The organism is Polyangiaceae bacterium, from assembly GCA_016715885.1.
Lineage (GTDB): Bacteria > Myxococcota_A > Polyangia > Polyangiales > Polyangiaceae > Polyangium.
Map to the genome: position 1 here is coordinate 199816 of JADJXL010000002.1, position 26096 is coordinate 225911.

A 26096-nucleotide genomic window follows, 5' to 3' on the forward strand; every position below is an offset into this window, starting at 1 on the left:
ACGGTGCATTGTACACACATGCGTTCGGTCGTGCGAATTTGTCGACACAGGCGGTCAAAAATCGACTCTCACGCCTGCCGACATCAGGCCCACCGTCATTTCGACCCGAGGCGATGGCGGATTGGAATCGCTCTTTTTCGGCGGCACGGGTATGGTGGGCGGATTGTCGAACAAGAACATCCCAGCACTCGTCAAGAGAACGAGCGCGGATGCTCCACCCGTGATTGCGGTGGCAAACGTGAATGAATTTCGCGATTGAAGAGCAGCATTGAAAGTTGCTATGTCCGCGGGCGACATCGTACCGGTTTGCCTTTGCGCATCCAGGTCCGACGCAATCGAGTCTTGGTTCCACGTCAAACCCCCGAGCACGCCGGTCGCCGCGGCACCTGCGAGCCCAATGGCGAGCGTCGACCAAGCTCCGACACGTTGGTTTGTCATGGCAAGATCGGCACCCACGACGACTTCTTTGTCGCGCTCGACGGTAACCGTTTTACTGAACGGAACGCGACCCGCATGCGTAATCGTGAGGAAGTGTTCCCCGGGCTCGACTTCGAGCGGTCGGTCGAGCGGCAAGACCGCGCGCACTTGGCCATCCAATGACAAACTCGCGCCCGAGTTCGATTTGACCATGAGACGCCCTGGCTTGGGCCTCAGCGTGACATGTCGCGCAACGAGCTCATTTTCCACGGCATCCATTTGAAAGGATTCCTCGAAATACCCTGCCGCTTTTGCGCGAACTTGATGAGCGCCGTGTTTTACTTCGACAACCGCGGGCACGCGGACGAATGCAGCGCCATCGATGGACACCTCGGCCATGTCGGGTTTTGCGGATACGAGCACTCGAGTTTTCCGCGGCGGCTCGGCTTCGGGTTCTTCCGATTCGTCGATGCTGGGATCGGGTGCAGGAGGATTTGCGGGCGGCGTGCTCCCCGGCACGGGAATCGGAATGGGTGCGGGTTTGTCTCCGGGTTTGGCCGGGCCAGTCGTTGGCGGAGCGGGCGGCGTGGGAGCTATGGCAGCCACGCTTTTGCGGCGTAAACGAGCTTCGAGCGGCACGAGGTCCGAAAGCGCGTTCACCGCTTCTTCACGGCGTTTGCCCGAAGTGTCGTCGCGTATGTAATCGCGATACAAGCGCACGGCGCGCCGAAGCGCATCAGGGGACGAATCGACCAAGTATTGCCGGCGATAAGCTTGAGCTGCCGAGAATTGCAGAGCCGGACTTTTGATGAGCGCATGGGCCTTCAAGAATGCTTCCGCTGCGACGAGATATTGGCCCGCGTCGTACGCTTGCGCTCCGGCATCGAAATAGTTCGACGCGAGCGCGCGGTCATCGGCCAAAGCGCTGGCCGCATCGAAGAACCAAGCCGTCGCGAGGCACAGGGCCACGAGCATGGGGCGATTGAGGCTTTTCATTCGTGCTCCGGACGTCCGCGAAGGACCGTAAAATAATTGCTGCTCGGCATGAAAACGAGGTCCGTCACGCCATCGGCATCGATATCGTCGGCTCCCAGGGCCACGTAATCAGCATCGGCACGGAGCTTTTCCGCATGGATCGAAATGCCGGGGATGGCTGACAGCTCCCGCGTCGTTGCGCGATAAGCCATGACCGAAGTCGTTGCGGAAGCGCCGGGAAGCTCGGAACCCGCAATGACGAGGTCGGGCTTTGCGTCGCCATCGACGTCGATGGCTGCCGCTGCGTAATTGCCACAACCTGCTTTACCCCAGCACGAAGGCGCTCCAATGAGCTCGACTTCGGTAAAGCCACCATCGGCTGCGCCAAACAATCCCACCAGCGCACCCGTGTTTGCCAATGCAACGACATCCATCCATTCATCGTCGTCGATATCTTCCACGAGCGGACGGGGCGCATACTTGGGAGGGTTTGTCGCAGAAATGAGCGAAGTGAACGAGTGCTTCAACGTGATTCGTTTTTCCTCTACGAACTCGCCGTCCACCGCCCCATAAATCACGGCGATCTCGTCACCAAGAAGCAGTAGGTCGTTCGTATCCGTTTCGCCGCGCGAGATAGCCGCGAGCACGCAATGGGACGTGCATGGGATTTCCGTGGATTCACTTCTGGGCGCGGCGCGTAGCGAGCCTGCATCTTCGTTGGATTCCACGAGCCACAGTTGATATGCCGCTTTTGACTGTGTCAGTATGGCCAATGCCGGGATGGGCTTGGATTCGTCGTTCTTTCGGAAGAGCCCCGCGGTTTGTGCAACGAGGTTGAGCGAATCGAGCGACTGAGCGCCCATGATATCGGCTGTCAGATAATACGGCGCGACGACCGCGCGTTCGTTGCCCACTTCGACGACGGCGAGCGCGCTCCCCTTGTTATCCTTACCTATCGAACGAGTGATGCCAATTTGCGCGCCGGTGCCAGGATGGCCAAAGTGCACGACCGAAAGACCGTTTGCCTCGTCGAATCTGCCGCTCATGATCGGTGCGCTCGGAGCTGCGAATGCATTGCCGTAGGCAATCGATAGGGCCGTCGTATTTGCCTCGGGCCCTTTGCTCGTCTGGTCGAAGAAAGCGACGTCCACGACCCCGTCGCCATCGAAATCACCGGCTCCAAGGTTGTGTGGCGGGCAAGCCGTTCCGAGAAATGTGACATTGAATGCGCCGCCATTTTGACGATGTACCGCGATATCGACGCTTTGTCCTTCGCTGATGATCACGTCGTCATCGCCGTCGGCGTCGATATCGGCGACGACCGCTTCACAGCCGCCAGCAACGTAGGCGCACGTGGGGGACGAAAAGTCCGCCTGCGGGGGGCATGGGGGAGCATAATAATCGATTCCGGGATGGTTTGGGTCGAATTCGAGCGCCACGAAGAGATGACCGTCTTTGGCTGCTTCGTTCGCCATGGGATCATTCAATATGTCGGCTTTTTGATCCGCAATGGGTGGCGGCATGGGGCCGGGCGGTTTGGAATTGAATCTCCCGTCGCCGAAACCGAATGCCACGTGGACTTTTTGGTCCTTCGTATTGGTAAGAAGATCGGTATAGCCGTCGCCATCGACGTCCGTGGCGACGATGGTGGCATTCGAACTGCGTACGCCTGCATTCAACGCAATTTGCCAATTTTGCAGCTTGGTAAACCCGTACGTCGTCGTGCCCGTGCAGACTTTGTAAAGCTCCAGGTGGGACCCACCATGTCGGGCTATGATGATTTCTTCGCAGCGCTCATTCGCGGGCGGTGGCGAATTGAGACTCGAGTCCACGTCGGCCGCGATGATGGCCGCAATATCCTCGACTTTCCCCTGATATGCTTTGGGGAACGTCGCAGGCGCCTCCTTGGGGTCGAAAATGAGCGTCACGTCCGATGCTGCCTCGCCGCTTGCCTGTTCGAGCAGCACAATGGCGCTCTTGCCATGAAACGATGCCGGCACCGTTCGCACAGACGAACCCCCACGTATGAATCGAGGAAATAGCACAGGTGCCAACGTCGGTCCACCGCTCGTGAAATGCAGCGACAAACCATCACCATAAAGGCTGCGACTCGGTGATAGCAATGACAATCGGCCCGTGTCGTCGGTAACTTCAAGGTCTGCGAGAGCAGCTTGCGGCACCGTACCTTGCTCTGGATCCGGGCGATTGCTTTGCAGCGTCTGTTTCGACTCCACACACGAGCTCGACAGTGCGCTCGAAAATGCATGCACGGTCGTCGAGCGCATTGCGCTCACAATGACTTCGGCACATCCGTCGGCATTGACGTCGCCCACGAGCAGGTCGCGTGCAGTCGCAGTCGTGTCGGTGCTCGCTGGAACGAATTCACCTTTGGGACGACGACAAACTCCATCGGCACCGCAATGGTAACCAAGATCTTCTTTACAATCCGACGGATCGGTTTCGCATGTAAAACGACATTCATGTGCAGACCTCGGCGCACCGCAGCCTGCTTCGCCATCGCAATCTTCGCCGAGGTCGGATTCGACGACGAGATTGCCGCACGTATTCGATTCCAAAAATTCCAAATTGGTGCAACCAACGAGCCCGAGCATGGAGGTAATGATCGAGAGCGTTCGGCCTTTTCGAGCACGTATCATTTGGGACCCCCGAGCTCCTCGGGCTTCCACAGGTCCTTGTTGAGCCGAGGTTTGGTGGTTGCGGGTTTGCTGGCTGGAACGACGGGTTTGTCATTCGATGCCGAAATGGATGGCGCCGGAGCGAGTGCGGTGAGCGATATGGGACCGAGCTCCTTGTCGGCCTCCGCCGAAATCCACATCGTTTGTGATTCGTAGCCTTGCCGCTCGATGCGTACCGCGTGCTGCTTTTTTTCGCGGGGAAGTACGATTGCATCGCCAGCTCCGCCCAAGTCACGGCCATCGACGAGAATTCTGGCATCCGCGGGCATGACTGCGAGGCGCAATGTAATCGTCCCGGGCTCGGGCGTGAGCACCTGCGTCGATTGGCTCGGTGCGGATTCCGGCGCACCAATAATTGCGGAATCGTTCGTGCGCCGCATGTACATCGCCCCGGCGCCGATCAACACGGCTACTCCAGCGATCGCAATATAGGCTGTTTGCTTGGAACGTTGCGATGACGGCACGCCCTGTGACATCAATGTCGAAGTCGCCGTCGTCATCGTGGTCGCGCCAACGACCTTGACTTCCGGCGTTTTGTCGACGACGACAGCCGCCGTGAGCGGTGGACTTGCCAGTGTCGCGGGCATCTGAGATTGCACTGGCGGCGCCGCAGCGATTTCGGTGACCACGTCCGCTGCGACTTGTATCGTTTTTGCTTCGGCCGCCGGCAGCTCGGTATATGACTTGCGCGTCGCTGGGATCGCATCCTTCGTCGAGGGCACGTCATCCGGAATCGCGCGTTCATCATCGACCGCAGGAGCGCGCATCGTATTGGCGACCTCCAATTCCGGCGCTGCCGCGGCTTTGGGGGCCCGAGCTGCGAGGCGCAAGGCTTCGGCAAGCGCATCGACCGCCGCTCCTGCCGAATTGGGCCGGCCAAGCGGGCGCTTTGCGAGCATTGCGAGAACCGGCTCGTCGAGCTCTGGTGGTATGCTCGGACAAACACTCGACATCGATGGTGGTTTTTCGGTGGTGTGTTTGAAGAGCAGATCCACCGTCGAATCCGCTTCGAAAACGGGTTTGCCCGTGAGCATTTCGTGCGTCACGCACCCTAGCGCATAAATGTCCGTGCGGTGATCGACTTTTTTCCCTCGACACTGTTCGGGCGACATATAGCGCGGCGTGCCTATGGCAACACCGGTCGCCGTTTGCTGCGCACCTTCCTCGCGCACGAGCTTGGCGACACCGAAATCGAGCAACTTCGGAAAAAAGCTGCCGTCTTTTTCACGCATGAGAAATACGTTGTCGGGCTTCAAATCCCGGTGCGTCACGCCCGCTTGATGAGCCGCATCCAGACCATCGGCAATACCTCGCAAAATGGGTAATGCTTCGGCCGGCAAGAGGCGCTTTTTCTGTTGCAAAAGCTGCCCGAGCGTCATCCCTTCGCAAAACTCCATGACGAAGTAATGCTGGCTGCTTTCGTGCACCCCGAACGAGAATACGTCGATGATATTTCGATGACCAATCCGATTGACCGCTCGCGCCTCGTCGATGAATCGCGTCACGATTTCCGGCTCGGAAGACATGCGCTTGTGCAAGAGCTTGATGGCGACCTTTTTGCCAATGAGCGGCTGCACGCCGGCATAAACCGCGCCGAACGATCCTTCGCCGAGCTTCTTTTCAACGCGATATTCGCCGATCATCGTTCCCGGTTCGACGCTCACGTCCGCGTTCGCAAAAGCTTCGTCAGGAAGCAATGGAGTCGTGTCGAGCGGACAATTTACGGTGCCCTCCGCATACGTCGTGCGACACGTCGGACAGGTCAAGCTCATTCGTCGTCTCCCACTGTTAGCAACAAACGCGCCATTACAATTTCCCGGATTCTTTTACGCATGGTCACCAAACGCACTGCGAATTTTGCACTCCAAAGCTGCGAATTCCGCAGGCAACTGCGAGATGTGCATGACGACGAGTTCCAACTCATAAGAGATCACCATGAGCTGACGCACGATGCAAGATGCTTGACGCGGGCCATTCTTCTGCGCCAATCTGTGGCTGGCGTCAATCGCTCGGGGCTCGATCCTGGGGGCTTCGCTGACGCTTGGCGTGCTGTTTGCTCGGGAGGAAGACGTGCAGGGAGAACAATCAGCAGTCGTGACGTCGGTGCCCTTTGCGCTGGGGGTCGTTCCTTGGCGGCAAGGGGGCATATTGCGGGTCACGGTCATTGTCAAAGCCACGTTTTCGGCAAAAACATCTCCCATGACTCCGGCGAGCGCTCCGCAACCTTACCGGATTTCGGATGCACATTACAAGAACCAGCCGATGGCGCGGGTGATTGCTGCGTCGGATCGCGTGCCCCAAAAGCCGCGCGTCGACGTGACGGTTCTTGGACACGCCCACGCAAATCGCGGGCAATCCGTGGCAGAAATGACGGCACGCGTCGCATTGATGCAAGCAGGTCGATTTGCCATTGACAAGCGCGTGCGCGTCGTGGGGGCGCGTGTGGCGGACGATAGCCCGCCCGTCCCTTTCATTCGAATGCCCATCGTGTACGAGCGAGCGCTCGGCGGAATCGGCACGGCCGAAAATCCGATTGGTTGTGGTGAAGAAGATGCCGATGACGACGATCGGCCGAATATTTTGGATCCCAATGACCCATCGCGCCCGATTGGATTCGGCCCCATCGGTGCGGCATGGCCCATTCGCAAGAAAAGGCTCGGTGCGACATCTGCTCGAGACGTCGAATCGCCGCTCATGGTTTTACCGGACGAATTCGACCTTTCGTTTTTTCAATCCGCGCCCGAGGATCAACAAATCGATGAATTGTCTCCCGACGCCGTCCTGATTCTCGAAGGATTCGATCCCGAACGGCAAAGCGTCGAAGTCGAGCTGCCCTGTGCTCGGGCGATGGGCGCAATTTACGGCCTCGAAGTAAGCGACCCCGACATGGCGACGCACATAGAATTTCGCGCCGATACCCTGCACGTCGATGTCGATAATTGGATCGCGACCATTACGTTTCGCGGACATGTCGAAATTCTCGACGAATCGCGACTCGATCAGATGGTCGTGGCAACGGGTATCGGCATAGGAGGGCTCGCGCCGGTCATTCCAGCACTCCGTCCACCGCCGGAACGAATCAAATCGGCCGCGGAAGTTTCCCCTGCAGCAGCGAGCGAAAACATGGGTGGCACGTTGATGCTTGGCAATGACGCTCCAGTGCGCGGCCCCGCATTGCCGTTTGCTCCAGGGTATGCTGGCGCATTGTCGAAAGCAAAGAAGCGCAGCAGCGAAACGCTCGTGTTGCCGCTCTCGGCGTGGTCGAAAGGTCCCACGCGCAATTTGTCGACGGAAACGTTGGCGCTCCCTCCGTCGTCGCCCGAATTGATGCAGCCGTCTCCTCCGACCCCACAACCAGCGGTTGCGCAATTTTCATCGACACCAGCGGTCGCGCCGGGACCGCTGCCGATATCTCCACCGCCGCTTTTGCCCTTGGTGCCGCGCGCCGAGCCCGAAATTCGGCTGGCAGATGCGCCCGCTCCTGCAATGCCTGTGGCATCGGCGGAAGAACCAGCGCGCCGTCCAGAAGAAATCGTGGACATCGATCGATATGGGTTCGTCTCGGCACACCTTGCCGAACGAGGTGCGAAGCCGGATCAGGTGCTTCGCACGCAAGATATCGATCCGGTGATTTGGCGCAAGGCGGACAGGTTTTGGCGCCAGGAGCTGAAACGTGAGATGGCCGAAGGAATACCGGACAAACTGCCCAAGTTCGAGGAAGCTTTCGTGCGCGGGTGGGAGAGCCTGCACCCGGGCCGGTTTGGCGTCGAGCATTATGCGCGATTGACGATTGCAGAACGAGAAGCGCGAATCGTGCGAGAGCTTCGGGCACAAGGCGTCGAACCATCCATGGGCATGCGGCTTCGTCGAGTGTGGCGGCGTCGCATCGAGTCTGATCAAGCGCTTCGAGCGGCTTTCAAAGCACTCGTCGACGTCAAGAGGCCAGAAACGCGGGCGGAGGCACGGTAAAACCCATGGACGAGCGAGTCCCCATCAACGAAGAGCAACTCGGGCACTTCATCGGGCAGCTCGCGCGCGATATCGAGGCCATCAAGTCGTCGCCCAAGACCGAGGAGCTTTTCGTCGGCGAAATGGACGGGGTTCGTATGGGCGCGCTGCTCGTCAAACGAACCTACCGTGCCGAGCATGGGCGTCTGGTTCCAATGACTGATGACAAACAGAATCCTATTTGCCTCGGCGACGTCCCGTATGCGGAGCTTTCTCCACCGTTCGTCTCGCCCATCATTGCCGGAGACGAAAGTCATGCCTTCAAACGCATGACGGACGTCATCGTCCAAGCGAGCGCGCAGGCGTACGGGAAAAACACGACGAAAACGACGGTCGGCCTGCGTTTTGGAAAAATCGAACGAGAGATCGTCGTGTATGGCGATAGGCGTGGCGAGTTCGATCTCATGGGCAATCCGCGTTTTTCGGAGCCCGAGCCATTCGATTCGATCCCCATTCGTTGGGATTATGCCTATGGTGGATTCGACAAATGGGGCTTTAAACGCAAGGGCATCCCATTTCTCGATGCCATCAAACCAAAACCGGAATGGGAAATCGGGTCCGCGACGCCTTATCATTACCCGCGAAATCCGGCTGGTTGCGGATTCTTGCTCGAGCTCGACAAGGAAACGTTCACGAACCTCGCAATCCCGAATCTCGAGCATCCGTTTGCGCCTCTCGTGCCCGCGGCGATGGCCGTTGGTGAAGTCGAGCGATGGATGCGTGGGCCATTGCCTGCCGCGTGGGACTTTCAGCCCCTCGACTGGTTTCCTCGATGCGGGTATCTCGGAGCGACGCCGCCTTATATCGATGAAGGCATTCCGCTGGCCGAAGTGACGCGCGGCTACGTGGCGAAGGACATTCTGTCGATCCCGTCGTTTCTGAAAGCAAAGCGTCACGCAGATTATCGCCTTGAATTTCTGCAATCGGCAGCTCCAGGTTTGGCTGTGCCGTTGGTTTCTCCCGATGAACAGTTCGTATTGACGAACGTACATCCCGAGGAGAAATCACATTGGTTCTCGTTACCAGGCGAACTCCCGAGCGTGCTCGTGGAACTTGCGCCGGGAAATGTCGTGGAGGCAGATCCAAAGCTCGTGACCGTGGTGATCCGCGTCGATCTTGGCGAGGTGGAATGCTTGTGGAGTGCGCGGTTTCCATTGCCGCCGGAGCTGTCCGAGGAAGACTTGCTGGAAGCGCGGCGCGTCGTGCAATGGAAGCGTCCCGGAAAGCGAGGGTGAACGCATGAGCTGGAAAGTTCGCGCCTATTACAACGTGAATCCGTTCATCGGGGGTTGTCTGCACGATACGATGGTCACCGTGCCACTTCCGCCCTTCATGATGCCGGGGCGACTCTGGCACATCGACTTTTCAGTCGTGCAAGGCTTGTGGTTGGGCTGCTTTTTGTCGAATGGCAACGATCGCGTCGTTCTCAGCGATGATCTTTTGTTTCTTGGCCGGATGAGCGATGCTGGGTTCGTCTTGCCGCACATTTCCATTCCGCCGTCGTGGTACAACGTTTTGACGACACTTTTTGGCGGATCCAATGCGCTTTTTGGCGTCGGGTCGGTGACGCTGGCGACGAAAAACCTCTTGTGGGGCGACGAAGATTGCGATTTGGCGACCAGCCCGATTCCCTATGCTCCCATTTCGATCAATCTGCAATGTGGTGATCCCTTCTCCTTGCCTTCGGATCTGGTCGTTGTTTGGGGAAGCGTTTACGCCGGCATGTCCCTCGCCGACATCTATTCGGCGCTGATCGATTTAGCGCTGCAATGGGCGATGGAGGGGGCCATGTTCGTCGGCGGCAAAGCCCTTTCAGCGGGTTTCAAGAAACTCGGCAAGAAGCTCGGCAAGGGAGCTTCGAAAGGCGGATCCTATGCAGCGCGACAGGCTGCAAATAGGGCCGCCAAGAAAAATGCGGCAAGTGCGGCGAAGCAGGGCACACTTGCGACGATTGGCGACAAACTCGTTACCGCCATCAAGAAAGCGAGCGGCGCGACCGCTTCGGATGCCTACAAGGAATACCTCGAGAAGGCCGCGAAGGTCAGGGGCATCAAAGGGGCGCTCGACATGTCGGACGACGAACTTCGCGACGTTCATTCGAAAGACGGGCGGTTATTCGGACGAGCTCGGAAGTGTGGCCGACAAATTCACCGAAGGTTATGACAAATATTTGAAGAAATATGGTAGTCAAGTCAATGCCCAGAAAATATACAATGACGCGCTGACCGAGGTCTGGGACGAAGTCGACAACTTGAAGAAACTCGACGACATCGTCGACGGCAATATGGCGGGTTTCATCATCAAGAATTCAACATTGAAGGAAGCGCTGCAATCGCTCGACACCGCCGTTCTCAAGGTCGCTTCGGAGGAAGTGCTCTGGGCGGTACAAATGAAACTCATCACGAAGTCATTCTCGAAGCTCGTCGTCGGTCAATTCTTCCGCGGGGGCAATGTTATTGGCTCGGGCACGTCGGGCGGGATTTTTTCATTCGAAGGGCTTGGCTGGACCAACTATTTTCAGCGCACACTACGCTATCAGGACAAATGGTACGCGTCGATCAGCGGATCGGACGACTACGAGGATCAGACGGCGTCCTGGCAAGATGCGGCGGGCATCGACACGTCGGACGACGATTACTGGTACGCTTCGTCGACTAGTGAATCGACGACCGAAGCAGAGGAAGACGATTATTGGTACGGTACTGCGCAAACGGGGTGATGACGATGCCGAAGAAACCCGACCCGCTCGACAACTTGACGCCCGAAGGGCAACTCGAAGTCATGCGTAGCATGATCTTCGGCATGTTCGGCGAAACCCGCGGCAATGACATTTGGCCGCAATTCGAGGCGGCAATGCTCTCAAAAGCGCGTCAGATCGGCGACGCTGCCGAACCCGAGAAGAACTTTTGGAAAAGCGCTTGGCGCATTTACGAGATTGAATAAATGCTAGCTCGCGAGCTCCTTGCCCCAGAGATCGTCCTCCCATTCGTCGCGCAAGTCGCGCCGGTAGTGGCTGGGGATTTCTTCGGGCATCGCGCCTTCGTAAAGCGAACACACGCGCCGCTCGTTCCGGACCAAGCGATATTCGAAGACGACGCGATAGGACAGAAGCACGCGCGCTTCGCCGCCGATGATGCCGATTTGATCGAGGTGCAAGGGAACGATCCGCTCGCGGTTTTCGAGCTGCACGTGCAAGTGGAACCCTCGGTTTGGCAAGACGAACAAGAGATCGGTGCCGTCTTTGCGTCCGTGCGAAAGTCGAACGACGTCGCCCGGTTTGGGAGACTTTTCGGCTGGAATCACCATGTTCGGATGCGCTTGATTGAACAGCATCGGCGTCAGGTTGTCGACCGTGAGGGAGACATTGGACGTTACATTCGCCGCTGCGTTGGTCTTGGCACCGGTTTGTCCAAGGACGCCCGCAAGTCCGGGATGATCGATCGAAGCTTGGGGGCGAAGAGATCCATCTTCCGGGTAATAACCGAGTCCCACCGGAATGGGGCGGTCATCCCATCGCGAGACGAGCTGGTTGGGGTCTTCGAGGTTGGGGAGAAGTTGCCCTTCGGCCGCGAGCTCGTCCAGGTAATACCCTCGACCGCGAGGGTTTGGCCCGTACGGTGCTGCTTGTCCTCGTTTCGTTTTCGCGTAGCCCCCATAAGCAAGTGCAAAGTCGAGCTGCATGGAACCAAAAACTTCGGGGGACGACGCGGTGAGCGTTCCGTCTTTGCCTCGAAGCCATCGCCTATCGCCGAATATCGCGATGCGACGGCGGAACGTGCGACCCACATCAATTTCGATATCGAGTCGACCATCGACTTTGCGGTTCGGTTGGTAGACGCGACCGCCGAGCAAAATGTCGACGCCACCCATATAAAAAGGTTTGTCCCCGCTACGAGGACCGAGCGGCGTATCGCCAGGCGTGGCATCGATGGGCCATTTGGGCTCTTCGAGCGGGACGAGCTCCCCGTTGCCGGTGACATCATGAAGAACGCGTGCAACGACGCACGCCATCATGCGCCGAGGTTGCGGCGAAATGTTCTTCATTCGTTTCGCGGAATAGGGTGTAGTATTGAAGAACTTCATGGCTCACCTTTTTCACAAATTATCACGAGTCACGAGTATCGTAAACATCAATCCGCGTCTGCTCCGTTTTTGGTCCGCGACAGGCGACGAAGGAGAAACACATGTCCGACGTAACCAAGCTCGAAGCACATTTTTACGTTGGAGGCGAGAGCTCGCCGCTCGTCGTGCGCGCGCTCAGGGGGCGAGAGGCGATATCCGAGCTTTTCCAGTTCGAGATCGATTTGCACGACATGAACGCGTCGTTCGATTTCGATTCGATCGTCGGCGAAACGGCTCATGTCGTCGTTTCCTGGGGCACCACGGAAAGGCACTTCGACGGCATCGTCACCCACTTCGAACAGCTCGAAACGAGCGACGAAGGAGCGTTTTACCGAGCAACCCTTGCCCCACGTGCAATTCTCGCCGACCTGGGGACGACCTACCGCGTTTTTTCGAGTATTACCCTACCAGAGCTCATCCATTCGGTGCTCGGCGAGCATGGCCTTACGGACGTCCGCCTGTCGCTCGCAGATTCCTATTCGCAACGAGATGTCGTGCAATATGGCGAGAGCGACTGGGCGCTGCTTTCACGCTGGATGGAGGCTGAAGGTATTCGATACTTTTTCGAGCACGGAGCGAACGGGCATACGCTGGTCATCACGGATGCAGCTACGACGCACGAAAACATCGATGGTGAGACGATACTCAGTTATCGCAAAGAAGCGCTCGATGCAGGTGAAAACGTGATCGGATTCGAAATGGCGCAGCGGCTCGTGCCGGCAAAAGTCAAAGTGCGAGATTACGCGCTCGATGATCCGCGGAGCGCTCCAGAAGAAGAGGCGCATGTCGAGAGTGCGGGAGGCATTTCGCGGCTGGATTTTCCGGCGAGAAATGCGCAAAAGCGGCTGGCCGCGCTGCGTTTGGGGCACAAGAAAGGGCGCGGCAAAGCGAGCACGATTCGGTTTGTCCCGGGACGCATGTTCCAATTGGATGGGCATGCGCGCACGAGTTACAACGACACGTGGCTGCTCACGGGCGTGGAGCACGAGGGAACGTTCGTCGATGGAGGGAAAGCCGCGTATCGAGTATCTTTTGAAACGGTACCCGGAAAAACTTCGTACAGGCCCGAACGAAAAACGCCGTGGCCGCGAATCTTTGGTGCTCAAATGGGAACCGTCACGGGCCCAACAGGCGCTGAAATTCATACCGACGACAAGGGCAGGGCGCTCGTGACGTTTTCTTGGGATTCCGCGGGAACCGAAGTGTGGATTCCGCTTTCCCAAGTCGCTGCAAGTCAAGGGTTTGGCGCAGTAAACTTGCCTCGCGTGGGGGATGCCGTCTTGGTGGAATTTCTCGATGGAGATCCCGATCGGCCCGTCATCACGGGCAGAATGTACAACAAGGTGAACGTGCATCCGTACACGCTCCCGGGGAACCGGACGAAAACGGTTTTTCGGGACGCATCGAGTCCCGGAGGCGAAGGGTACAACGAGCTGACGTTCGAAAGTGCAAAAGGATCCGAGGAGATCTTTTTGCGCGCGGAGCGAAACGCGCGCACCGAAGTGATGAACGACGCGACTCGGCACGTGCGCAATGATGATGCGCTCACCGTGGACGGCGATCGAACCCTGGCCGTGGGTGGGGCCATTACGACAACCGTGGGCAGTGACGATTCGCTCACCGTTACGGGGGCTCGAGTCGTCGCTGTTGGTGCCAATCAAACCATTGACGTGACCGGCGATCGGTTGCTCGAGGTGGCGGGTGATTTGGATGATGTCGTGGAGGGAGATCGCAGCGCGTCGGTGAGTGGCTCGGATTCGCTCACTGTGTCCGGAAACGCGACGTCCACCATTGAAGGAAATCGAATCGCACAAGTGACGGGTTACGAAGTGGTTTCGGTGAGCGGCAGCATGGTCGAAAGCATTTCGGGTGACAGGCAAACCATCGTGGAAGGACAAACCTTCGAGTCGCATGGATCTCTCACGGTATGCGTGACGGGGGAAACGTCGTATAGCTATGGCGGTGACATGACGCTCGAATCGTCGACCATCCAAAAAATTGGCGCGCCGAAGATCTACATTGCTGCGGGGACAAACCTTTACTTGCGAGCGCTCGAATCGATTACGCTCGAAGTGGGAAGTTCGAAGCTTACCGTCAAAGATGGACAGATTACCGTGACGAACGGTGGATCTGAAAAGGTATTGTCGGGCGATACCATTTACCTGAATTGCTGAACCATCATGAAAACCATCGACACGAAAAGCGACGCAATGGTCCATGAAGTCGAGGTCGATCCGCCGGCATCGATCCCCGAGCTTCTGGCCGAGATCGCGACTCCAAGCGCCGACACGACGACGCAGCGTATGGCGCTTGCATCGGGGCGGGTCGTCGAAGCGGATGTGGAAGGACCTGGAAGAGATCGATTGACGATTCGCAGCTCGACGGGGGAGGTCGAGCTTCAGATATGCATGACCGAGAAAGGGCCGCTTCTGCGATTCAAAGCGGCGGATGTGGAGCTAGAAGCGACGCGGGACGTGAAGGTCAAGTGCGAGGAATTCCACGTGCACGCGGAGAAGCAAATCGTGCAGGAATCGGGTGGGGATTTGCGGCAGCGTATTGGTGGTCAGGCCGATGTGAAAGTGCGCGGGCGAATGACGCTCGCGGCGCGTGAAACGCGGCTTCAGGCAAAACGCGGCAATGTGCAAATCGAGGCGAACGACGACGTGGAAGTGCTCGGGGAGCGGATCAAGCTGAATTGTTGACTTCACGGAAGACGACTGCATGCGACGCGCGCGACGGTGCGTGGTACCGTGGCAACACAGGCGAAACGAACCCCGTTGCACAGAAAGCCGCAAATCCGTGGGGCTCTTCGATATGCTCGGGAACGTATGGGAATGGTGCGCCGATGGGTTTATCCCCTATGCAACGACGCCCGTAAGCGATCCGCGTGGAGATGAAAATTCCAGGCGCCGTGTTTTGCGTGGAAGAGTTTACGAACGATCCGACGCGGGGAGGAATTCGCGAATGCGATGGCTGTCGACGATCCATAGCCGGCCGGACAGGTCTTGATCGTCAACGGCGTCCACGAACCGCCGCAGTGCATGCTGAATCATTTCGTGTGTCAATGGTTCGCCCAATCGAAGCACGACAATTCCGGCGTAACGCTGCGGCGGAAACCGCAGTGTGTCGGCAAAATCTTTGTCCAGCGTCACGAGCACGCGGTGTTCCACTCGACAAACCTCGGCCAATGTTTTGTCGCTCGTACCGCAAAGGTCCTCTGCCGCCACAGTGTCCACATCCACACCGGCCGCCGTAAGGAGCGCCGCACCTCGGACTCCTAGGTTTTCGTCGAGTTTGACCCGCATCAAGCCACCTTGACCGTCCGCTCTCGCGTCATCTCGGATGCATACGCCAAGCATGCCCGAATGTCGGCGAGCTCGAGCTGTGGATAGTCTTTCAAGATTTCTTCGGGCGTCATTCCGCTAGCGAGAAAATCGATGATCAACGAGACCCAAATGCGATGGCCACGAATGCAGGGTTTTCCTCCACACACGTTGGGGTCCGAAGAGATTCGTTCGAGTAGCTCTTGGTGGGTCATCGCAGGGCACCTTTCAGCATCAGGCACCTAACATGCTTCGGGCGTGCGCGCTACCCTCGGCACATTCACACATCGTTCGCCGGTTTCAACAACTCCCTCGAACCCCTTGCCATTCATCGGGGAAGCAGGCGTCGGTTTGGTGCATTCCAACACGATTCGGGCACTTCCCCCCTCGAATTTTACCGAAAAGATCGTCGCGCTTTTGCATCCTGGACAAACGCAAGTATCACGACGACTCGCTCTGGGGCCAGGTTCTTCTCGACGCTCGGGGAGTTTTTCCCGTAGAGTTCGTCCAGGTACGAAGCTTTGGGTTTGTGGCGTATTCAATGTGTCGACGGGCAACCAAGCATTACGTTTCTTCGATTCCCGGAGCGCTCGGCCGCGCATTCGTGCTGCGAAACTTTTCGAGATCGTCGAGATAGCCAAAAATTTGCGTATCCAAATGGCGCGGCAGCGTGGGTCTCGACGCGATTTCGTCGAGAATGACCGTGCGCGCGTGATTCAATAGTCCAATCGTTTCGACACGAAGTCGCTGCGCTTCTTTACGTTGAGTGGCCCCGTCGTCCTCGGGTTGCTCGAGCAGCTTTTGCAATCGCGCTCCCGCCTCCACGAAGGCCGTTGCCCAATTTTGCAGCGATCCACCCACGACGGGCACGCGCATCAGATCCGCCGCAAGCGCCGGAAGTGCCGATTTTCGACGCAACGCCGCCTCCGCTTCGTCCGCATAACTATCGCGGAGCTGTTCGAGCGACGGAATGAGGCTGGCACGAATGTGCATGATCGCTTCGAGCACGTCGGTATCGATGTTCGGAAGATGCAAATACGCTTCGGTCAAATAATAAATGGCAGTGCCGTACCCATCATGCTCGGCATCGGTCGTGGCGAGTAGCTCGGGAACGGGTTTGCCCCCGCCAAGCTCATTCGGCACGGCATCCATCTGCGCGCGCTTCTGCTTCAAGAGGTCCTCGTAAGCTTTGCCGACGCGGGTCAGCGCAAGGGCGGCTTGCCGCGTCGTGAGGAGATCGTCGAGGCCTTGCTTGAGGTCGCCCAGGGTGAGCATTTGGAAACGACGCATGACGCGCGTCCACTGCCACGAAAGCATGCCCACGGCAAGGGGGAATGCTGCTATGCGCTTCAGCGCGAACCGGACCGAGTAATGGCAGCGAGCATTCGCACGAGCGTAACGGCTTCCTTGGCAAGCCCGGGTACGTCGCGAAACGTCGGCGCTACATTCGCCGCCTTGTGCGTGTGTCCGTACAAACCCGTTACGTGCACACCGCGCAAAACGTTTGGCGCAAGCCCTCGAGCGATCGCGAAGGCATGTTCGTATGGAATGACGTCGTCATCGGCGCCATGAATGAGGTCCACGGGACAGCGAACACGACCCAAAAATGGCTTGGGATCAAGCCAGGAAAAACTGCCCGCGGCTCGAACGAGGGCCGAATCGACGAGCGAACGTGTATCACCTTCGACGCCCGTGGCCGCGAAAAAAAGCGGCAAAAGACTGGAGGGCAGACTTTTGGCAACATCGCGCGCGACGGATTGCCAACGTCCGTCGACTTTCATTTCGGGTTTGCCCCAGGTGGCTTGGACGTACGACCGAAGTGCCGCGAACAATTCCGTCGGGTCCTCGGGACGATCATCGAGAAACGGCATCAAATTCATGAATACCACCGGCCGATTCAATGGATCGTGCGACGCTCCCTTACGCCCACCAATGCAAAACCGAAGGGTATCGTCGAAATCAGCGTACCCGCCAAACACGACGAGCGAGCCAATGAATGAGGCCACGGGCGACTCGGAGGCGAGCCATAACGTGGGCAGCGATCCGAACGAAATGCTAAAAACCCCGGGTCGTCCCGCTGGACGATCAGGAAGCGATTCGAGCGTCTTCCACGCGCGGAGCGTATCGTCGAAGACGCGTGGATCGAGGAGCATCGACGTGAAATCGGGCAAACGCGGGGCCAATACGAAGATACCCGCTGCGGCTAAAATGCGCGCAAATCGATCCATACGCGGATCGAGCGGACCCAGGTAATGCAAACCGGGCACCAGCAAGAGTGAACCGACATGTTGATCAAGTGCCCCTCGCCGATACACAAAAGCCGAAAACGGCCGATCGTTTGACGTCAAAGCATTGACGACCACCTCACGGCGCTCGACGTCCTGCGGAGCGAGATGAGCATCGGTCCAGGGGCCGAGCCATCGTCCGAGCAAGTACATCGTCGAGAGCTCGGCGATCGTTTTGGAGTGCGTCATGGAACCTCGCGTCAAGTCATGAAGCATCGTTGTGGCGATCGGGCGCCGTTGTGAAGCGAGCTTGTTTTCAGACGCGCCCGACCGAGTAGCAGCAAATCATCGCGCGCACGCATCCGTGACTGCATCGCACGCTTTACGCGGCGAAGGAAAGATCCAACGACGAGCGGTTTTGATAACCTCGGCCTTCGATGCCCGTCGAAAGCAAGCGTGATCCTGCCGTCGAGATCGCCGCGTTGGCGCCTGGAACGGTGTTTCACGGCAACTACGAAGTCATACGGTGCATCAAAGCGGGCGGCATGGGCGCCGTGTACGAAGTGCTTCAGCAGAGCACGCGACGCCATCGCGCGCTGAAGGTGATGCTGCCGAGCCTCGTGACGGATCCCGAAATGCGTGCACGTTTCGAGCTCGAGGCAAAGATCGCAGCCGGCATCGAAAGCGAACACATCGTCGAAACGATCGATGCAGGCATCGACGAAGCGACGGGGATGCCGTTCATCGTGATGGAGCTGCTGAAAGGCGACGAGCTTGGAAAGCTGCTGAAAGAACAGCGAAGACTTCCGCCCGACGATGTCGTCACGTACCTGCATCAAGCCGCTCTCGCGCTGGATCGAACACACGCAGCGGGGATCATTCACCGTGATCTCAAGCCCGAAAACTTGTTTCTGACCCACCGCGATGACGGTTCTCCACGGGTCAAAATCCTCGACTTCGGTGTCGCAAAGATCGTCGCCGATGGATCCGTGAACGCGAACTCGACGAAGACCGTGGGATCGCCCGTGTACATGGGCCCCGAACAGCTTTCGGATGATCAAAAGATCGGCCCGGCCGTCGACCGTTACTCGCTCGCGCACATCGCCTTCACGCTTCTCGTGGGCAGACCGTATTGGTATGTCGAGCGGAAGGCCGCCGAGGGGATTTTCCCGTTCATGATGCAGCTCGTGAAAGGCGCTCGCGTGCCTGCGAGCGAGCGAGCTGCGGCGTACGGAGTGAGTCTGCCGGCGACGTTCGACCCGTGGTTTGTCAAGGCCACGTCGATTGACCCAGCGCAGCGGCACGAGACTTCGGTTGCGATGATCGCGGACCTCGCCGAAGTGTTCGGGGTTGCTGCGCCGAAAGCGCCGTCGCTCCCGCCTCCGAGGACGCCGCTCCCATCGGCCGTCACATCGCCGGCTCCATCGCAACCCAGCAGTGTCTCGAGTGTCGACACGCAGAAGTCACCGGAGTTGTCCTCGGACGAGCGTCGTGATGCGCCCGGACAAACTCCTTCGAATGATCGTGCTTCTCCTGCGGCAGTTCGGATTGACGAACCATCGATTCAACCCGTCACGGTGGCGCGACGTCCACATGCGTGGGTCGTTCCGGTGGTGCTCCTCGTGCTGGGGATCATCGGTGCTGCGTTTGCGGTCGTGTTTTGGCCAGCGCTTCGTGCGTCGAGTGTCGGGGGATCCTTTGAGTCTGCGCAAACGCCGACGAACGATGCGCCGACTGCGGTGCCCGCTGCGCCAAGTCCTGCGGCGTCGGAGAGCACGCCGATCGTTGTGCCTCCCGCTCCATCGATGATGCCTGCAGAAGCGGCATCGGCGGCGCCCGCTTTTGCAGCTTCGAGCATGGTGACGGCAGAGCCCGTTACATCTACGTTGCCAACGGCGACGGCTCCTGCTGCAAGTATCACGTCACGCCGTGCGCCGTCGAAGCCTGCCCCTCCGAAGGGAAACAATGTGTTGGATGAGTATTGAAGAGCGGATCCGTCGCGTGCTTTTCGCAGCCGCGTCGTGCGCGGTTGTCATCACGCCTGCGCTTTCATCGATGGGCCAAGACAAACTTCGCGATCCCGCAGCGGCAGAAGCGCTGTATCTGAGCGGAAGGAAGCTCGTGGGGGAAGGGAAGTGGGCCGAGGGGTGTGAGAAATTTCGTGCGAGTTTGGAGCTCAACGCTGCTGCGAGCACGCTGATCAACCTCGCGCAGTGCAGCGAGCACGATGGCAAGTTGACGCAGGCGCTCGTGGAGTATCGGCGCGCGTTGCAGGTCAATCAGGACACGCTTGGCGCTGAACGGAAGCGCAAGTTGGAAGAGGTCGCGAAGGCGGGCATCGCGGCGCTCGAACCGCGGCTCGCGCGTGTGCAGCTCGTGGTGGCGAATCGGCCGACGGGCATCGAGATCAAGCGTGACGGTTTGTCGCTGCCCATCGCGACGATTGGGGAAACGATTCCGCTCGATCCGGGTGAGCACGTGTTTGTCGTGACGGCACCCGGACACCGCAAAGAAGAGCGCAAGGTGGTGCTGAAGGAAGGCGCTTCGCAAACCATCGAGCTCTTGCTTCTTGCCGAGGAAAAACCGGCCGACGCGACGCCATCGCCCGTGGACAAACCCATTGCCGATGGCAAACCCGTCGCGGACGACAAGCCAATTGCCCAAGACAAACCATCGAGGGGTGTGCCTGTTTGGGCGTACGTTGCGGGAGGACTTGGGCTCGCGGCGGTGGGTGGTGCAATTTATTTCAAGTTGGATCAGGCCGATGCAGAGAAGACGCTGATCGACAACTGCACCGAAAAGCTCATTTGCCCGCCGGATTCTGGTTACGATCCGACCGAAGACAATGCGCGGAAAAATCGCTCCTTTGGATTGTTCGTCGGTCTATCGGTGGCGGGTGCCGTGGGTATTGGAGCTGCGGTGGCGGGTATCGTGTATGGCACTCGTCCGGCCAAACCAAACCAATCGAGCATGTTTGTCCTGCCATACGTTGGGCGCGGCGACGGTGGCGTGATCGTGCGAGGAGCGTTTTGACAATGGCGAAGCATTTCGACGTGCGGCTCTTGGTGGCGCTCGGAGCGTTGTTTTTGTGGGGTTGCCCCATTGATGACGCGCAAATTGGTTCCACTGGGAGCTCGAGCGGCAGTGCTTCGAGCTCGAGTGGTGATGCTTCGAGCTCGAGCAGTGGCGTTGGTGGAGCGGGAGGAGCTGGGGGAGCTGGCGGAATGGGCGGCGCCGTTGCCAGCAGCAGCAGCAGCGGAATGGGCGGCGCTGGCGGAATGGCGGGAATGGGCGGATCAGGCGGCGCTGGTGGTGGATGTCCCGAGCCGGGCACATTGAACAGTTGTGGCGTTGGGGGCTGTCCGCCGTGTCCGACGCTCGTGGCGATTGGCACGAGCTCGACGATCGGTTTTGCCGGTACGTTCGTTTCGAGCAATCAAACGAAGTGGGCAACGAATGCGCTCAACGAGCCCAGTGACAAGTCACCCACGCTGGTCATCGGGGGCAAGGACTATGGCGTGGCGTTGCTCAAACAAAGCGGTCTCGGTCCTTCGGATTGGAGGATTCGTTATTCGTCTTGGACGCCGTCTGGATTCTCTTCGTGGAAGGACATTGGTCCGACCGTGACGACGAATCTAGCTGTTTCCGCTGCGGGTAAGAATGGGGTCGTCGACATCGCGTATCATGGCGCGAACAATCTATTTTACTACTATCTACGCACCACAGACGGTGGACTGAACTTCACTACGGTCGAGCAAGTCGCTATGGGATTTGGTCCCGAAGGCCCGACGATAGCCCAAATCAACTCGGACCCCGTTGTGGCCTACGCTGGCAACGAAAAGGGCCTGTATTCTCATGCGCGCAATGCAAATCCGATGTGGAAGGCGACGGAACACATCAAGGAGCCTTCAGACGTCGTGGGAACTCCCGCAATGGCGACCTTCACGGCTGGACCGAATGAAGCAATGCTCGTTTTTGCGCGAAACGCCAATCAACTGTACTGGATTGCTCGAAAGGGTGGCGCGTGGGGCGATACGCCAGCGCCCATTCCAATGGCTGCGTCTCAGGAGCCCGTACTTCTGGCATTGCCGAATGGCGACGCGATTGTTGCGTATCGAGATTCCTCCGATGGCAAAGTCAAATGGTCGCGCTACTCAGGATCGACCGATTCCTGGTCGACGGCTCCGAGCACATTGGACGGCGCTCCGACGACCATTGCAAAACCAGCTCTCGCGCTGGGCGCCGGTGACGCGGAAGTCGAATTGCTCTACGTGGGCATGACTGGGCAGGCGCATCACGCACGATTACGTAAAAATGACGCACACTTCACTGACCTAGCGCCCATTCCAAATGCTACAAACCTCGTCGGTATTGCTTCAGCCACCAATCTCTGAGGGGGAATGGCAGATACGACGATATGAATTCCGCTTCGCCTGCTTTTGATCTCACCAAAATCGACCTCGAAGCCTTTCTTGCCGACGTCAAGGTCTTGCGGCGCGAAATCGACGAATCGCTTGGCGAAGAAGACCTGCGGCATCTCTATAAAATCGAGCGTTGGGGGCATGTGTGCACCGCCCTTGGATTGCTCGGCGCCGGCATCGCACCGAACCCTGCGAGTGTCCTGTTGTTATCCATCGGCCGATCGACGCGATGGCTCCTCATGCATCACGTGGGGCATCGCGGTTACGACAAAGTGCCCGGCGTGCCGGCGAAATACACGAGCAAGGTATTCGCTCGGGGGCGCCGTCGGTTTCTCGATTGGCCCGATTGGATGATTCCTGAAGCGTGGATCTACGAGCACAACGTCTTGCACCATTCGCACACCGGAGAAGAGCGCGATCCGGATCTCATCGAGCGCAATACGGTGCCATTGCGAGAATATCCCAAACCCGTGCGCTACGCGCTCATGGGCTTGCTCGCGCTCACGTGGCGAGCTTCGTATTATGCGCCAAATACGCTGGATGTGTATCGCGAACGTCACGCGGCTCGAGAGGGTGCGCCCAGCGACCGTAGCCGAAATGCGCAGCTCCTCATCGATTGCTACTTGCCGTATGCAGCTCTGCAGTTTGGGCTTTTGCCGATGTTGTATTTGCCGCTCGGACCATGGGGCGTATTCAGCGCGTTTTGCAATTCGGTGATGGCCGACGTGCTCACGAACGTGCATACATTCGCAGTGGTGGGGCCAAACCATACCGGTGACGATTTGTACAGATTCGACGATCGTCCGGCATCTCGCGCCGAACACGCCGTGCGCCAAATCATTGGTTCCGTCAATTACGCGACCGGCAGCGATGTTCTCGATTTTGCGCACCTGTGGCTCAATTATCAAATCGAGCATCACATTTGGCCGGACATTCCGATGCGGCAATATCAGGTCATGCAACCGAAAGTGCGCGCGCTTTGCGAAAAATACGGCATCCCTTACGTGCAAGAGAGCGTGTTTTCGCGGGTGAAAAAGATGGTCGACGTCGCCGTGGGCAATACGTCGATGCGGCGCGGTGTTCGTCGAGAAGAACGCGTGCAAGCGCCTGCCGACAGGATGGTCGGGGCGGTTGGGTGATGGGTGTCGCGAAGTGGGGGTATCGTCGTGTCCGCTCGCAGATTCAATCGAAGCGGACCCGACGGGTGTGCTCGTTCCGTAAGAGGTTTACGGGACAAACGGATCGCACTCGACGAAGACGACGTCGCTCTTGTTCCGCGGCGTGAGCTTGAAGTTGTCGAACGTGTAGCCGAGCACGCCCGTGATCGACGTGAACGTCGACCCGATGGGGCATTCGTTGTTCAAGCCCATGTTCTGGATCGCGTCCGTGCACTGATCATCAATCCGCAATCCGCCTGTCACGACAAACTCGTCATAGTCCCCACCAGCATCGGCATTGACGACCGTGATGGCGACGTTGCCAGTCTTCACGAGCATCGATTCGTAACTTTCGGCGAGCGTCCCGCCCGTCGCGATGTCGCCGGGATTCATGATCACGACAGGATCGAAGGGAAGTGCGGTGCCGGAATCTTCGATGGTGACGATCGGGTTCGTGATCTCCGAAAGTGAGTAGTACTCGTCATACGTGCCGGTGATGGTGACGCGATTGCCAACTTGCACGTCGGGCGTGGCTGATCCTGTGAAGACGAAGATGCCTGAATACGGGTTCAGTGACGTGTTCTGTACGTAAAACCCGCGACTCGTTCCGGTCGGTGCGCGAAGCGCAGTGACGTAGGCGCCCGTGATCGTGACCTGCGATTTCACCGCGGGGTGACCGGGAGCTGCAGGATTGCGGATCACCTCGATGTCCGTTGCTGGAGGTGGACAGATGGACGTCCCGAAGTTCGGTTCGGGGCAGTCGTCACACGCATCGCCATGCCCGTCGCTGTCCTTGTCGGCTTGGTCCTTGTTCGCAGCTTCAGGGCAGTTGTCGCTGCCGTTCATGATGCCGTCGCCGTCGATGTCGTTTGCATCGAGCGGCTTGCATGCGTCGCTTGCGTCGAAGGGGCATGCGTCGCATGCGTCGCCCACCTTGTCGCCATCGATGTCGGCTTGAGCTGCTCCGTCGAGCGGCCTTATTGGGTTGAAGATGCTCGGGCAGTTGTCGGCGTCGTTCGTGATGCCGTCGCCATCGCTGTCATCGGCCGTGATGCCTTTCGAGTACTCCGTGCGCCACGGGATGCAGCTCGGTTCGATCGTGGGGACTTCGTCGTTGCAGAAGAAGAGCGGATAGTACGTTTCACCTGCCGAACGGATGCCCGCAAGCGTCGTCGAGCCGCCGATGTCTTGCTTGACGCACGCTCGTTTGTCTCGTCCACATACGGGCAACGTTTCGCAATCCATGCCCCCAATCGATCCATCTGCCACGAGAGCATCGTCGCCATAGAGCACTTCGCCGCCTCGAAGAACGAGCACGACGTCTTCGACGCCTGCAGCAACGACGGCGCGATGATCCTTGCGGTTTTTCCCATCGAAGATGGCGATGTCCGCCACGTAGCCGGGCTTGAGCATGCCCGTGATGGCGCCTGCGCCCGCGGCAAACGCAGCGTTTGTCGTGACCATCCGCCAAAGCTGTTCATCCGTGAAGTGGTTGTCGAAGTAGAGCGTGTTGAGCTCGTCCGCGCACCTGAGCTCGCGGAGAAGGTTCATCGATCCGGACGCTACCCAGTCGGTTCCGAGCGCGATCGGAACGCCGAGCGTATCGAGCAACGTGACGCTCGCCGTGTTGCCGTACAGGTCGACGTTCGAGCGTGGTGACCAGACGACGGAAGAAAAATCCTTCTGCAAGAGCTCGTAGTCCGAAGCCAAGAAGCCCACGGCGTGAACCATGGCGACTTGAGGCTCTACGATGTCGTACGATCCTGAGGACTGACAAACGATCTCGTTTCGCGAGGCTTTGTCGATGCCTTCCGATACATGCGGCACGTACGCGTCGACGTTGGCGATGGATGCGGTCGTCGTCGGAGATGGATAGCTGCAGCCGTTTTCGATCATGCTGCCGCCGCTGTCACCAAGCGGGAACGTGTCGGATTCGGCGGGTGGGATGGGCAAACCTTCCAGGCGTCCGAAGACGTCGAGGTTGCGCAAGAGGCCCGGTTGGCCGCCTGCACCAATGGTCGACGTTGCGCCGCTCATGACGAAGCGCAGCTCGGCGAAACGAACCACGTCGGCACTTGCTCCGCTGTTGACCGTGATTTGTGGATAGCCGGGCGCGCCTTTGCGCCACTGGTGGCGATGCGTGTACCTCACGCCATCGTGCGTTTTCGGCGGGTTGTTGGCGAAGCTGATGTGATCGTGTGCGTTGATGAGCCCAGGTGAGATGACGCCTTCGGCGCAATCGATGTTCGCGGCCGTTGCTGCGGAAGGGGACGCGCTGCAGTCGCAAGCGACGCATTCGATGTGACCGGTTGCATCGACGAGCACTTCGCCGCGGTGGAGCGTTTGATCAGGTGCGAGCACGGTGCCGCGGAAGAGCCGTCCCGACGTGCCTTGTTTGGTGACTTCGCACGTTCCCGAAGCCGGCGGTACGAGCGGCGCGGCTGGGCATTCGACGACGACACCTCCAGAATTGCCTCCGCCTTGGCCTCCTTGACCAGCTTGGCCGCCGTTTCCGCCCATGCCTCCAGTGCCGCCTTGCCCGCCGTCGCCGCTGCTACTGCTCGTGCTACCGCTCGACGTCGGTGTTTGTGAACTGATGGGCTCGGCACAGCCCGCCGTGATCATGGCGAGGGGCCAGGCGAGTGCTGCAAGGGAAACGGATGTGCGCGTGGGGGTGAAGCGAAGCCTCTTCATCTGCGTATCGTACGTGAAGAACCGCAAACGTGCATGAGGCCGGTTGAATGCGCGGCTC

21 protein-coding genes are annotated in these 26096 nt (G+C 58.7%); 12 read left to right on the plus strand and 9 right to left on the minus strand.

Going from position 1 to position 26096, the window contains the following annotated elements; translation table 11 throughout:
* Positions 1-54 precede the first annotated feature (54 nt).
* The 3 genes from IPM54_04270 to IPM54_04280 are packed head-to-tail and all read right to left on the minus strand — an operon-like array spanning position 55 to position 5860.
* On the minus strand, positions 55-1413 hold the full coding sequence (locus IPM54_04270; GenBank protein ID MBK9259030.1) for a hypothetical protein: 1359 nt from the start codon (positions 1411-1413) through the stop codon (positions 55-57).
* Entirely contained in the window at positions 1410-4049 is a 2640-nt protein-coding gene (locus tag IPM54_04275; GenBank protein ID MBK9259031.1) for a VCBS repeat-containing protein, read from the minus strand. The genes IPM54_04270 and IPM54_04275 overlap by 4 nt, the downstream gene beginning before the upstream one ends.
* The gene (locus IPM54_04280; GenBank protein MBK9259032.1) at positions 4046-5860 is read right to left on the minus strand and encodes a serine/threonine protein kinase; all 1815 of its coding nucleotides are present in this window, start codon (positions 5858-5860) and stop codon (positions 4046-4048) included. Before IPM54_04280 ends, IPM54_04275 begins: the two co-directional genes overlap by 4 nt.
* A 274-nt stretch (positions 5861-6134) precedes the next feature.
* Here IPM54_04280 and IPM54_04285 point away from each other — a divergent pair, with 274 nt between their 5' ends.
* From IPM54_04285 to IPM54_04305, 5 genes are read left to right on the plus strand one after another with little or no spacing between them, the layout of a single operon-like run.
* The gene (locus tag IPM54_04285; GenBank protein ID MBK9259033.1) at positions 6135-8057 is read left to right on the plus strand and encodes a DUF2169 domain-containing protein; all 1923 of its coding nucleotides are present in this window, start codon (positions 6135-6137) and stop codon (positions 8055-8057) included.
* A gap of 5 nt (positions 8058-8062) precedes the next feature.
* A complete protein-coding gene (locus IPM54_04290) occupies positions 8063-9331 on the plus strand; it encodes a DUF2169 domain-containing protein (GenBank protein ID MBK9259034.1) in 1269 nt (422 codons plus the stop codon).
* A gap of 4 nt (positions 9332-9335) precedes the next feature.
* Entirely contained in the window at positions 9336-10259 is a 924-nt protein-coding gene (locus IPM54_04295) for a hypothetical protein (GenBank protein MBK9259035.1), read from the plus strand.
* Positions 10231-10815, plus strand: a complete 585-nt coding sequence (locus IPM54_04300) for a hypothetical protein (GenBank protein ID MBK9259036.1) — start codon at positions 10231-10233, stop codon at positions 10813-10815. Before IPM54_04295 ends, IPM54_04300 begins: the two co-directional genes overlap by 29 nt.
* Before the next feature lie 5 nt (positions 10816-10820).
* Positions 10821-11039, plus strand: coding sequence for a hypothetical protein (locus IPM54_04305; GenBank protein MBK9259037.1), 219 nt, complete (start codon positions 10821-10823; stop codon positions 11037-11039).
* 3 nt (positions 11040-11042) lie between these two features.
* Here the strand turns inward: IPM54_04305 and IPM54_04310 are convergent, their stop codons facing one another.
* Complete coding sequence (locus IPM54_04310) at positions 11043-12179, minus strand: DUF2169 domain-containing protein (protein ID MBK9259038.1); 1137 nt, start codon at positions 12177-12179, stop codon at positions 11043-11045.
* 101 nt (positions 12180-12280) lie between these two features.
* On the opposite strand from IPM54_04310, the gene tssI reads away from it, so the two are divergent.
* Genes tssI through IPM54_04325 form a run of 3 tightly spaced genes read left to right on the plus strand, consistent with a single transcriptional unit; the run spans position 12281 to position 15227 of the window.
* Positions 12281-14392 (plus strand): type VI secretion system tip protein VgrG, encoded by a 2112-nt coding sequence (gene tssI, locus IPM54_04315; GenBank protein ID MBK9259039.1) that lies wholly within the window; start codon positions 12281-12283, stop codon positions 14390-14392.
* Positions 14393-14398: 6 nt separating this feature from the next.
* Positions 14399-14920 carry a hypothetical protein gene (locus IPM54_04320; protein ID MBK9259040.1) on the plus strand — a complete coding sequence of 174 codons (522 nt, stop codon included), beginning with the start codon at positions 14399-14401 and terminating at the stop codon, positions 14918-14920.
* A gap of 19 nt (positions 14921-14939) precedes the next feature.
* Positions 14940-15227 (plus strand): SUMF1/EgtB/PvdO family nonheme iron enzyme, encoded by a 288-nt coding sequence (locus IPM54_04325; GenBank protein MBK9259041.1) that lies wholly within the window; start codon positions 14940-14942, stop codon positions 15225-15227.
* On the opposite strand, the gene IPM54_04330 is transcribed toward IPM54_04325, so the two are convergent.
* From IPM54_04330 to IPM54_04345, 4 genes are all read right to left on the minus strand, one after another.
* On the minus strand, positions 15149-15523 hold the full coding sequence (locus IPM54_04330; protein ID MBK9259042.1) for a DUF5615 family PIN-like protein: 375 nt from the start codon (positions 15521-15523) through the stop codon (positions 15149-15151). The two genes, IPM54_04325 and IPM54_04330, sit on opposite strands and share 79 nt — an antisense overlap.
* Positions 15523-15756: a DUF433 domain-containing protein gene (locus tag IPM54_04335; GenBank protein ID MBK9259043.1), complete on the minus strand. Its 234-nt coding sequence runs from the start codon at positions 15754-15756 to the stop codon at positions 15523-15525. Before IPM54_04335 ends, IPM54_04330 begins: the two co-directional genes overlap by 1 nt.
* Before the next feature lie 349 nt (positions 15757-16105).
* A complete protein-coding gene (locus IPM54_04340; GenBank protein MBK9259044.1) occupies positions 16106-16831 on the minus strand; it encodes a hypothetical protein in 726 nt (241 codons plus the stop codon).
* Positions 16832-16890: 59 nt separating this feature from the next.
* Positions 16891-18015 carry a hypothetical protein gene (locus IPM54_04345; GenBank protein ID MBK9259045.1) on the minus strand — a complete coding sequence of 375 codons (1125 nt, stop codon included), beginning with the start codon at positions 18013-18015 and terminating at the stop codon, positions 16891-16893.
* Between the two features lie 188 nt (positions 18016-18203).
* Here IPM54_04345 and IPM54_04350 point away from each other — a divergent pair, with 188 nt between their 5' ends.
* From IPM54_04350 to IPM54_04365, 4 genes are read left to right on the plus strand one after another with little or no spacing between them, the layout of a single operon-like run.
* Positions 18204-19751, plus strand: a complete 1548-nt coding sequence (locus IPM54_04350) for a serine/threonine protein kinase (protein ID MBK9259046.1) — start codon at positions 18204-18206, stop codon at positions 19749-19751.
* On the plus strand, positions 19741-20799 hold the full coding sequence (locus IPM54_04355) for a tetratricopeptide repeat protein (protein ID MBK9259047.1): 1059 nt from the start codon (positions 19741-19743) through the stop codon (positions 20797-20799). Before IPM54_04350 ends, IPM54_04355 begins: the two co-directional genes overlap by 11 nt.
* A gap of 2 nt (positions 20800-20801) precedes the next feature.
* The gene (locus IPM54_04360) at positions 20802-22160 is read left to right on the plus strand and encodes a hypothetical protein (protein ID MBK9259048.1); all 1359 of its coding nucleotides are present in this window, start codon (positions 20802-20804) and stop codon (positions 22158-22160) included.
* A gap of 23 nt (positions 22161-22183) precedes the next feature.
* A complete protein-coding gene (locus tag IPM54_04365) occupies positions 22184-23326 on the plus strand; it encodes a fatty acid desaturase (protein ID MBK9259049.1) in 1143 nt (380 codons plus the stop codon).
* Between the two features lie 87 nt (positions 23327-23413).
* Here the strand turns inward: IPM54_04365 and IPM54_04370 are convergent, their stop codons facing one another.
* On the minus strand, positions 23414-26038 hold the full coding sequence (locus IPM54_04370) for a thrombospondin type 3 repeat-containing protein (GenBank protein ID MBK9259050.1): 2625 nt from the start codon (positions 26036-26038) through the stop codon (positions 23414-23416).
* Positions 26039-26096 lie beyond the last annotated feature (58 nt).

What these genes read in the sequence shown, in the direction of transcription:
- IPM54_04270 (MBK9259030.1), bottom strand. Translation starts at nt 1,413, where the DNA reads ATGAAAAGCCTCAATCGCCCCATGCTCGTGGCCCTGTGCCTCGCGACG.
- IPM54_04275 (MBK9259031.1), bottom strand. Translation starts at nt 4,049, where the DNA reads ATGATACGTGCTCGAAAAGGCCGAACGCTCTCGATCATTACCTCCATG.
- IPM54_04280 (MBK9259032.1), bottom strand. Translation starts at nt 5,860, where the DNA reads ATGAGCTTGACCTGTCCGACGTGTCGCACGACGTATGCGGAGGGCACC.
- IPM54_04290 (MBK9259034.1), top strand. Translation starts at nt 8,063, where the DNA reads ATGGACGAGCGAGTCCCCATCAACGAAGAGCAACTCGGGCACTTCATC.
- IPM54_04295 (MBK9259035.1), top strand. Translation starts at nt 9,336, where the DNA reads ATGAGCTGGAAAGTTCGCGCCTATTACAACGTGAATCCGTTCATCGGG.
- IPM54_04305 (MBK9259037.1), top strand. Translation starts at nt 10,821, where the DNA reads ATGCCGAAGAAACCCGACCCGCTCGACAACTTGACGCCCGAAGGGCAA.
- IPM54_04310 (MBK9259038.1), bottom strand. Translation starts at nt 12,179, where the DNA reads ATGAAGTTCTTCAATACTACACCCTATTCCGCGAAACGAATGAAGAAC.
- tssI (MBK9259039.1), top strand. Translation starts at nt 12,281, where the DNA reads ATGTCCGACGTAACCAAGCTCGAAGCACATTTTTACGTTGGAGGCGAG.
- IPM54_04320 (MBK9259040.1), top strand. Translation starts at nt 14,399, where the DNA reads ATGAAAACCATCGACACGAAAAGCGACGCAATGGTCCATGAAGTCGAG.
- IPM54_04325 (MBK9259041.1), top strand. Translation starts at nt 14,940, where the DNA reads ATGCGACGCGCGCGACGGTGCGTGGTACCGTGGCAACACAGGCGAAAC.
- IPM54_04330 (MBK9259042.1), bottom strand. Translation starts at nt 15,523, where the DNA reads ATGCGGGTCAAACTCGACGAAAACCTAGGAGTCCGAGGTGCGGCGCTC.
- IPM54_04335 (MBK9259043.1), bottom strand. Translation starts at nt 15,756, where the DNA reads ATGACCCACCAAGAGCTACTCGAACGAATCTCTTCGGACCCCAACGTG.
- IPM54_04340 (MBK9259044.1), bottom strand. Translation starts at nt 16,831, where the DNA reads ATGCGTCGTTTCCAAATGCTCACCCTGGGCGACCTCAAGCAAGGCCTC.
- IPM54_04345 (MBK9259045.1), bottom strand. Translation starts at nt 18,015, where the DNA reads ATGACGCACTCCAAAACGATCGCCGAGCTCTCGACGATGTACTTGCTC.
- IPM54_04350 (MBK9259046.1), top strand. Translation starts at nt 18,204, where the DNA reads ATGCCCGTCGAAAGCAAGCGTGATCCTGCCGTCGAGATCGCCGCGTTG.
- IPM54_04355 (MBK9259047.1), top strand. Translation starts at nt 19,741, where the DNA reads ATGAGTATTGAAGAGCGGATCCGTCGCGTGCTTTTCGCAGCCGCGTCG.
- IPM54_04360 (MBK9259048.1), top strand. Translation starts at nt 20,802, where the DNA reads ATGGCGAAGCATTTCGACGTGCGGCTCTTGGTGGCGCTCGGAGCGTTG.
- IPM54_04365 (MBK9259049.1), top strand. Translation starts at nt 22,184, where the DNA reads ATGAATTCCGCTTCGCCTGCTTTTGATCTCACCAAAATCGACCTCGAA.
- IPM54_04370 (MBK9259050.1), bottom strand. Translation starts at nt 26,038, where the DNA reads ATGAAGAGGCTTCGCTTCACCCCCACGCGCACATCCGTTTCCCTTGCA.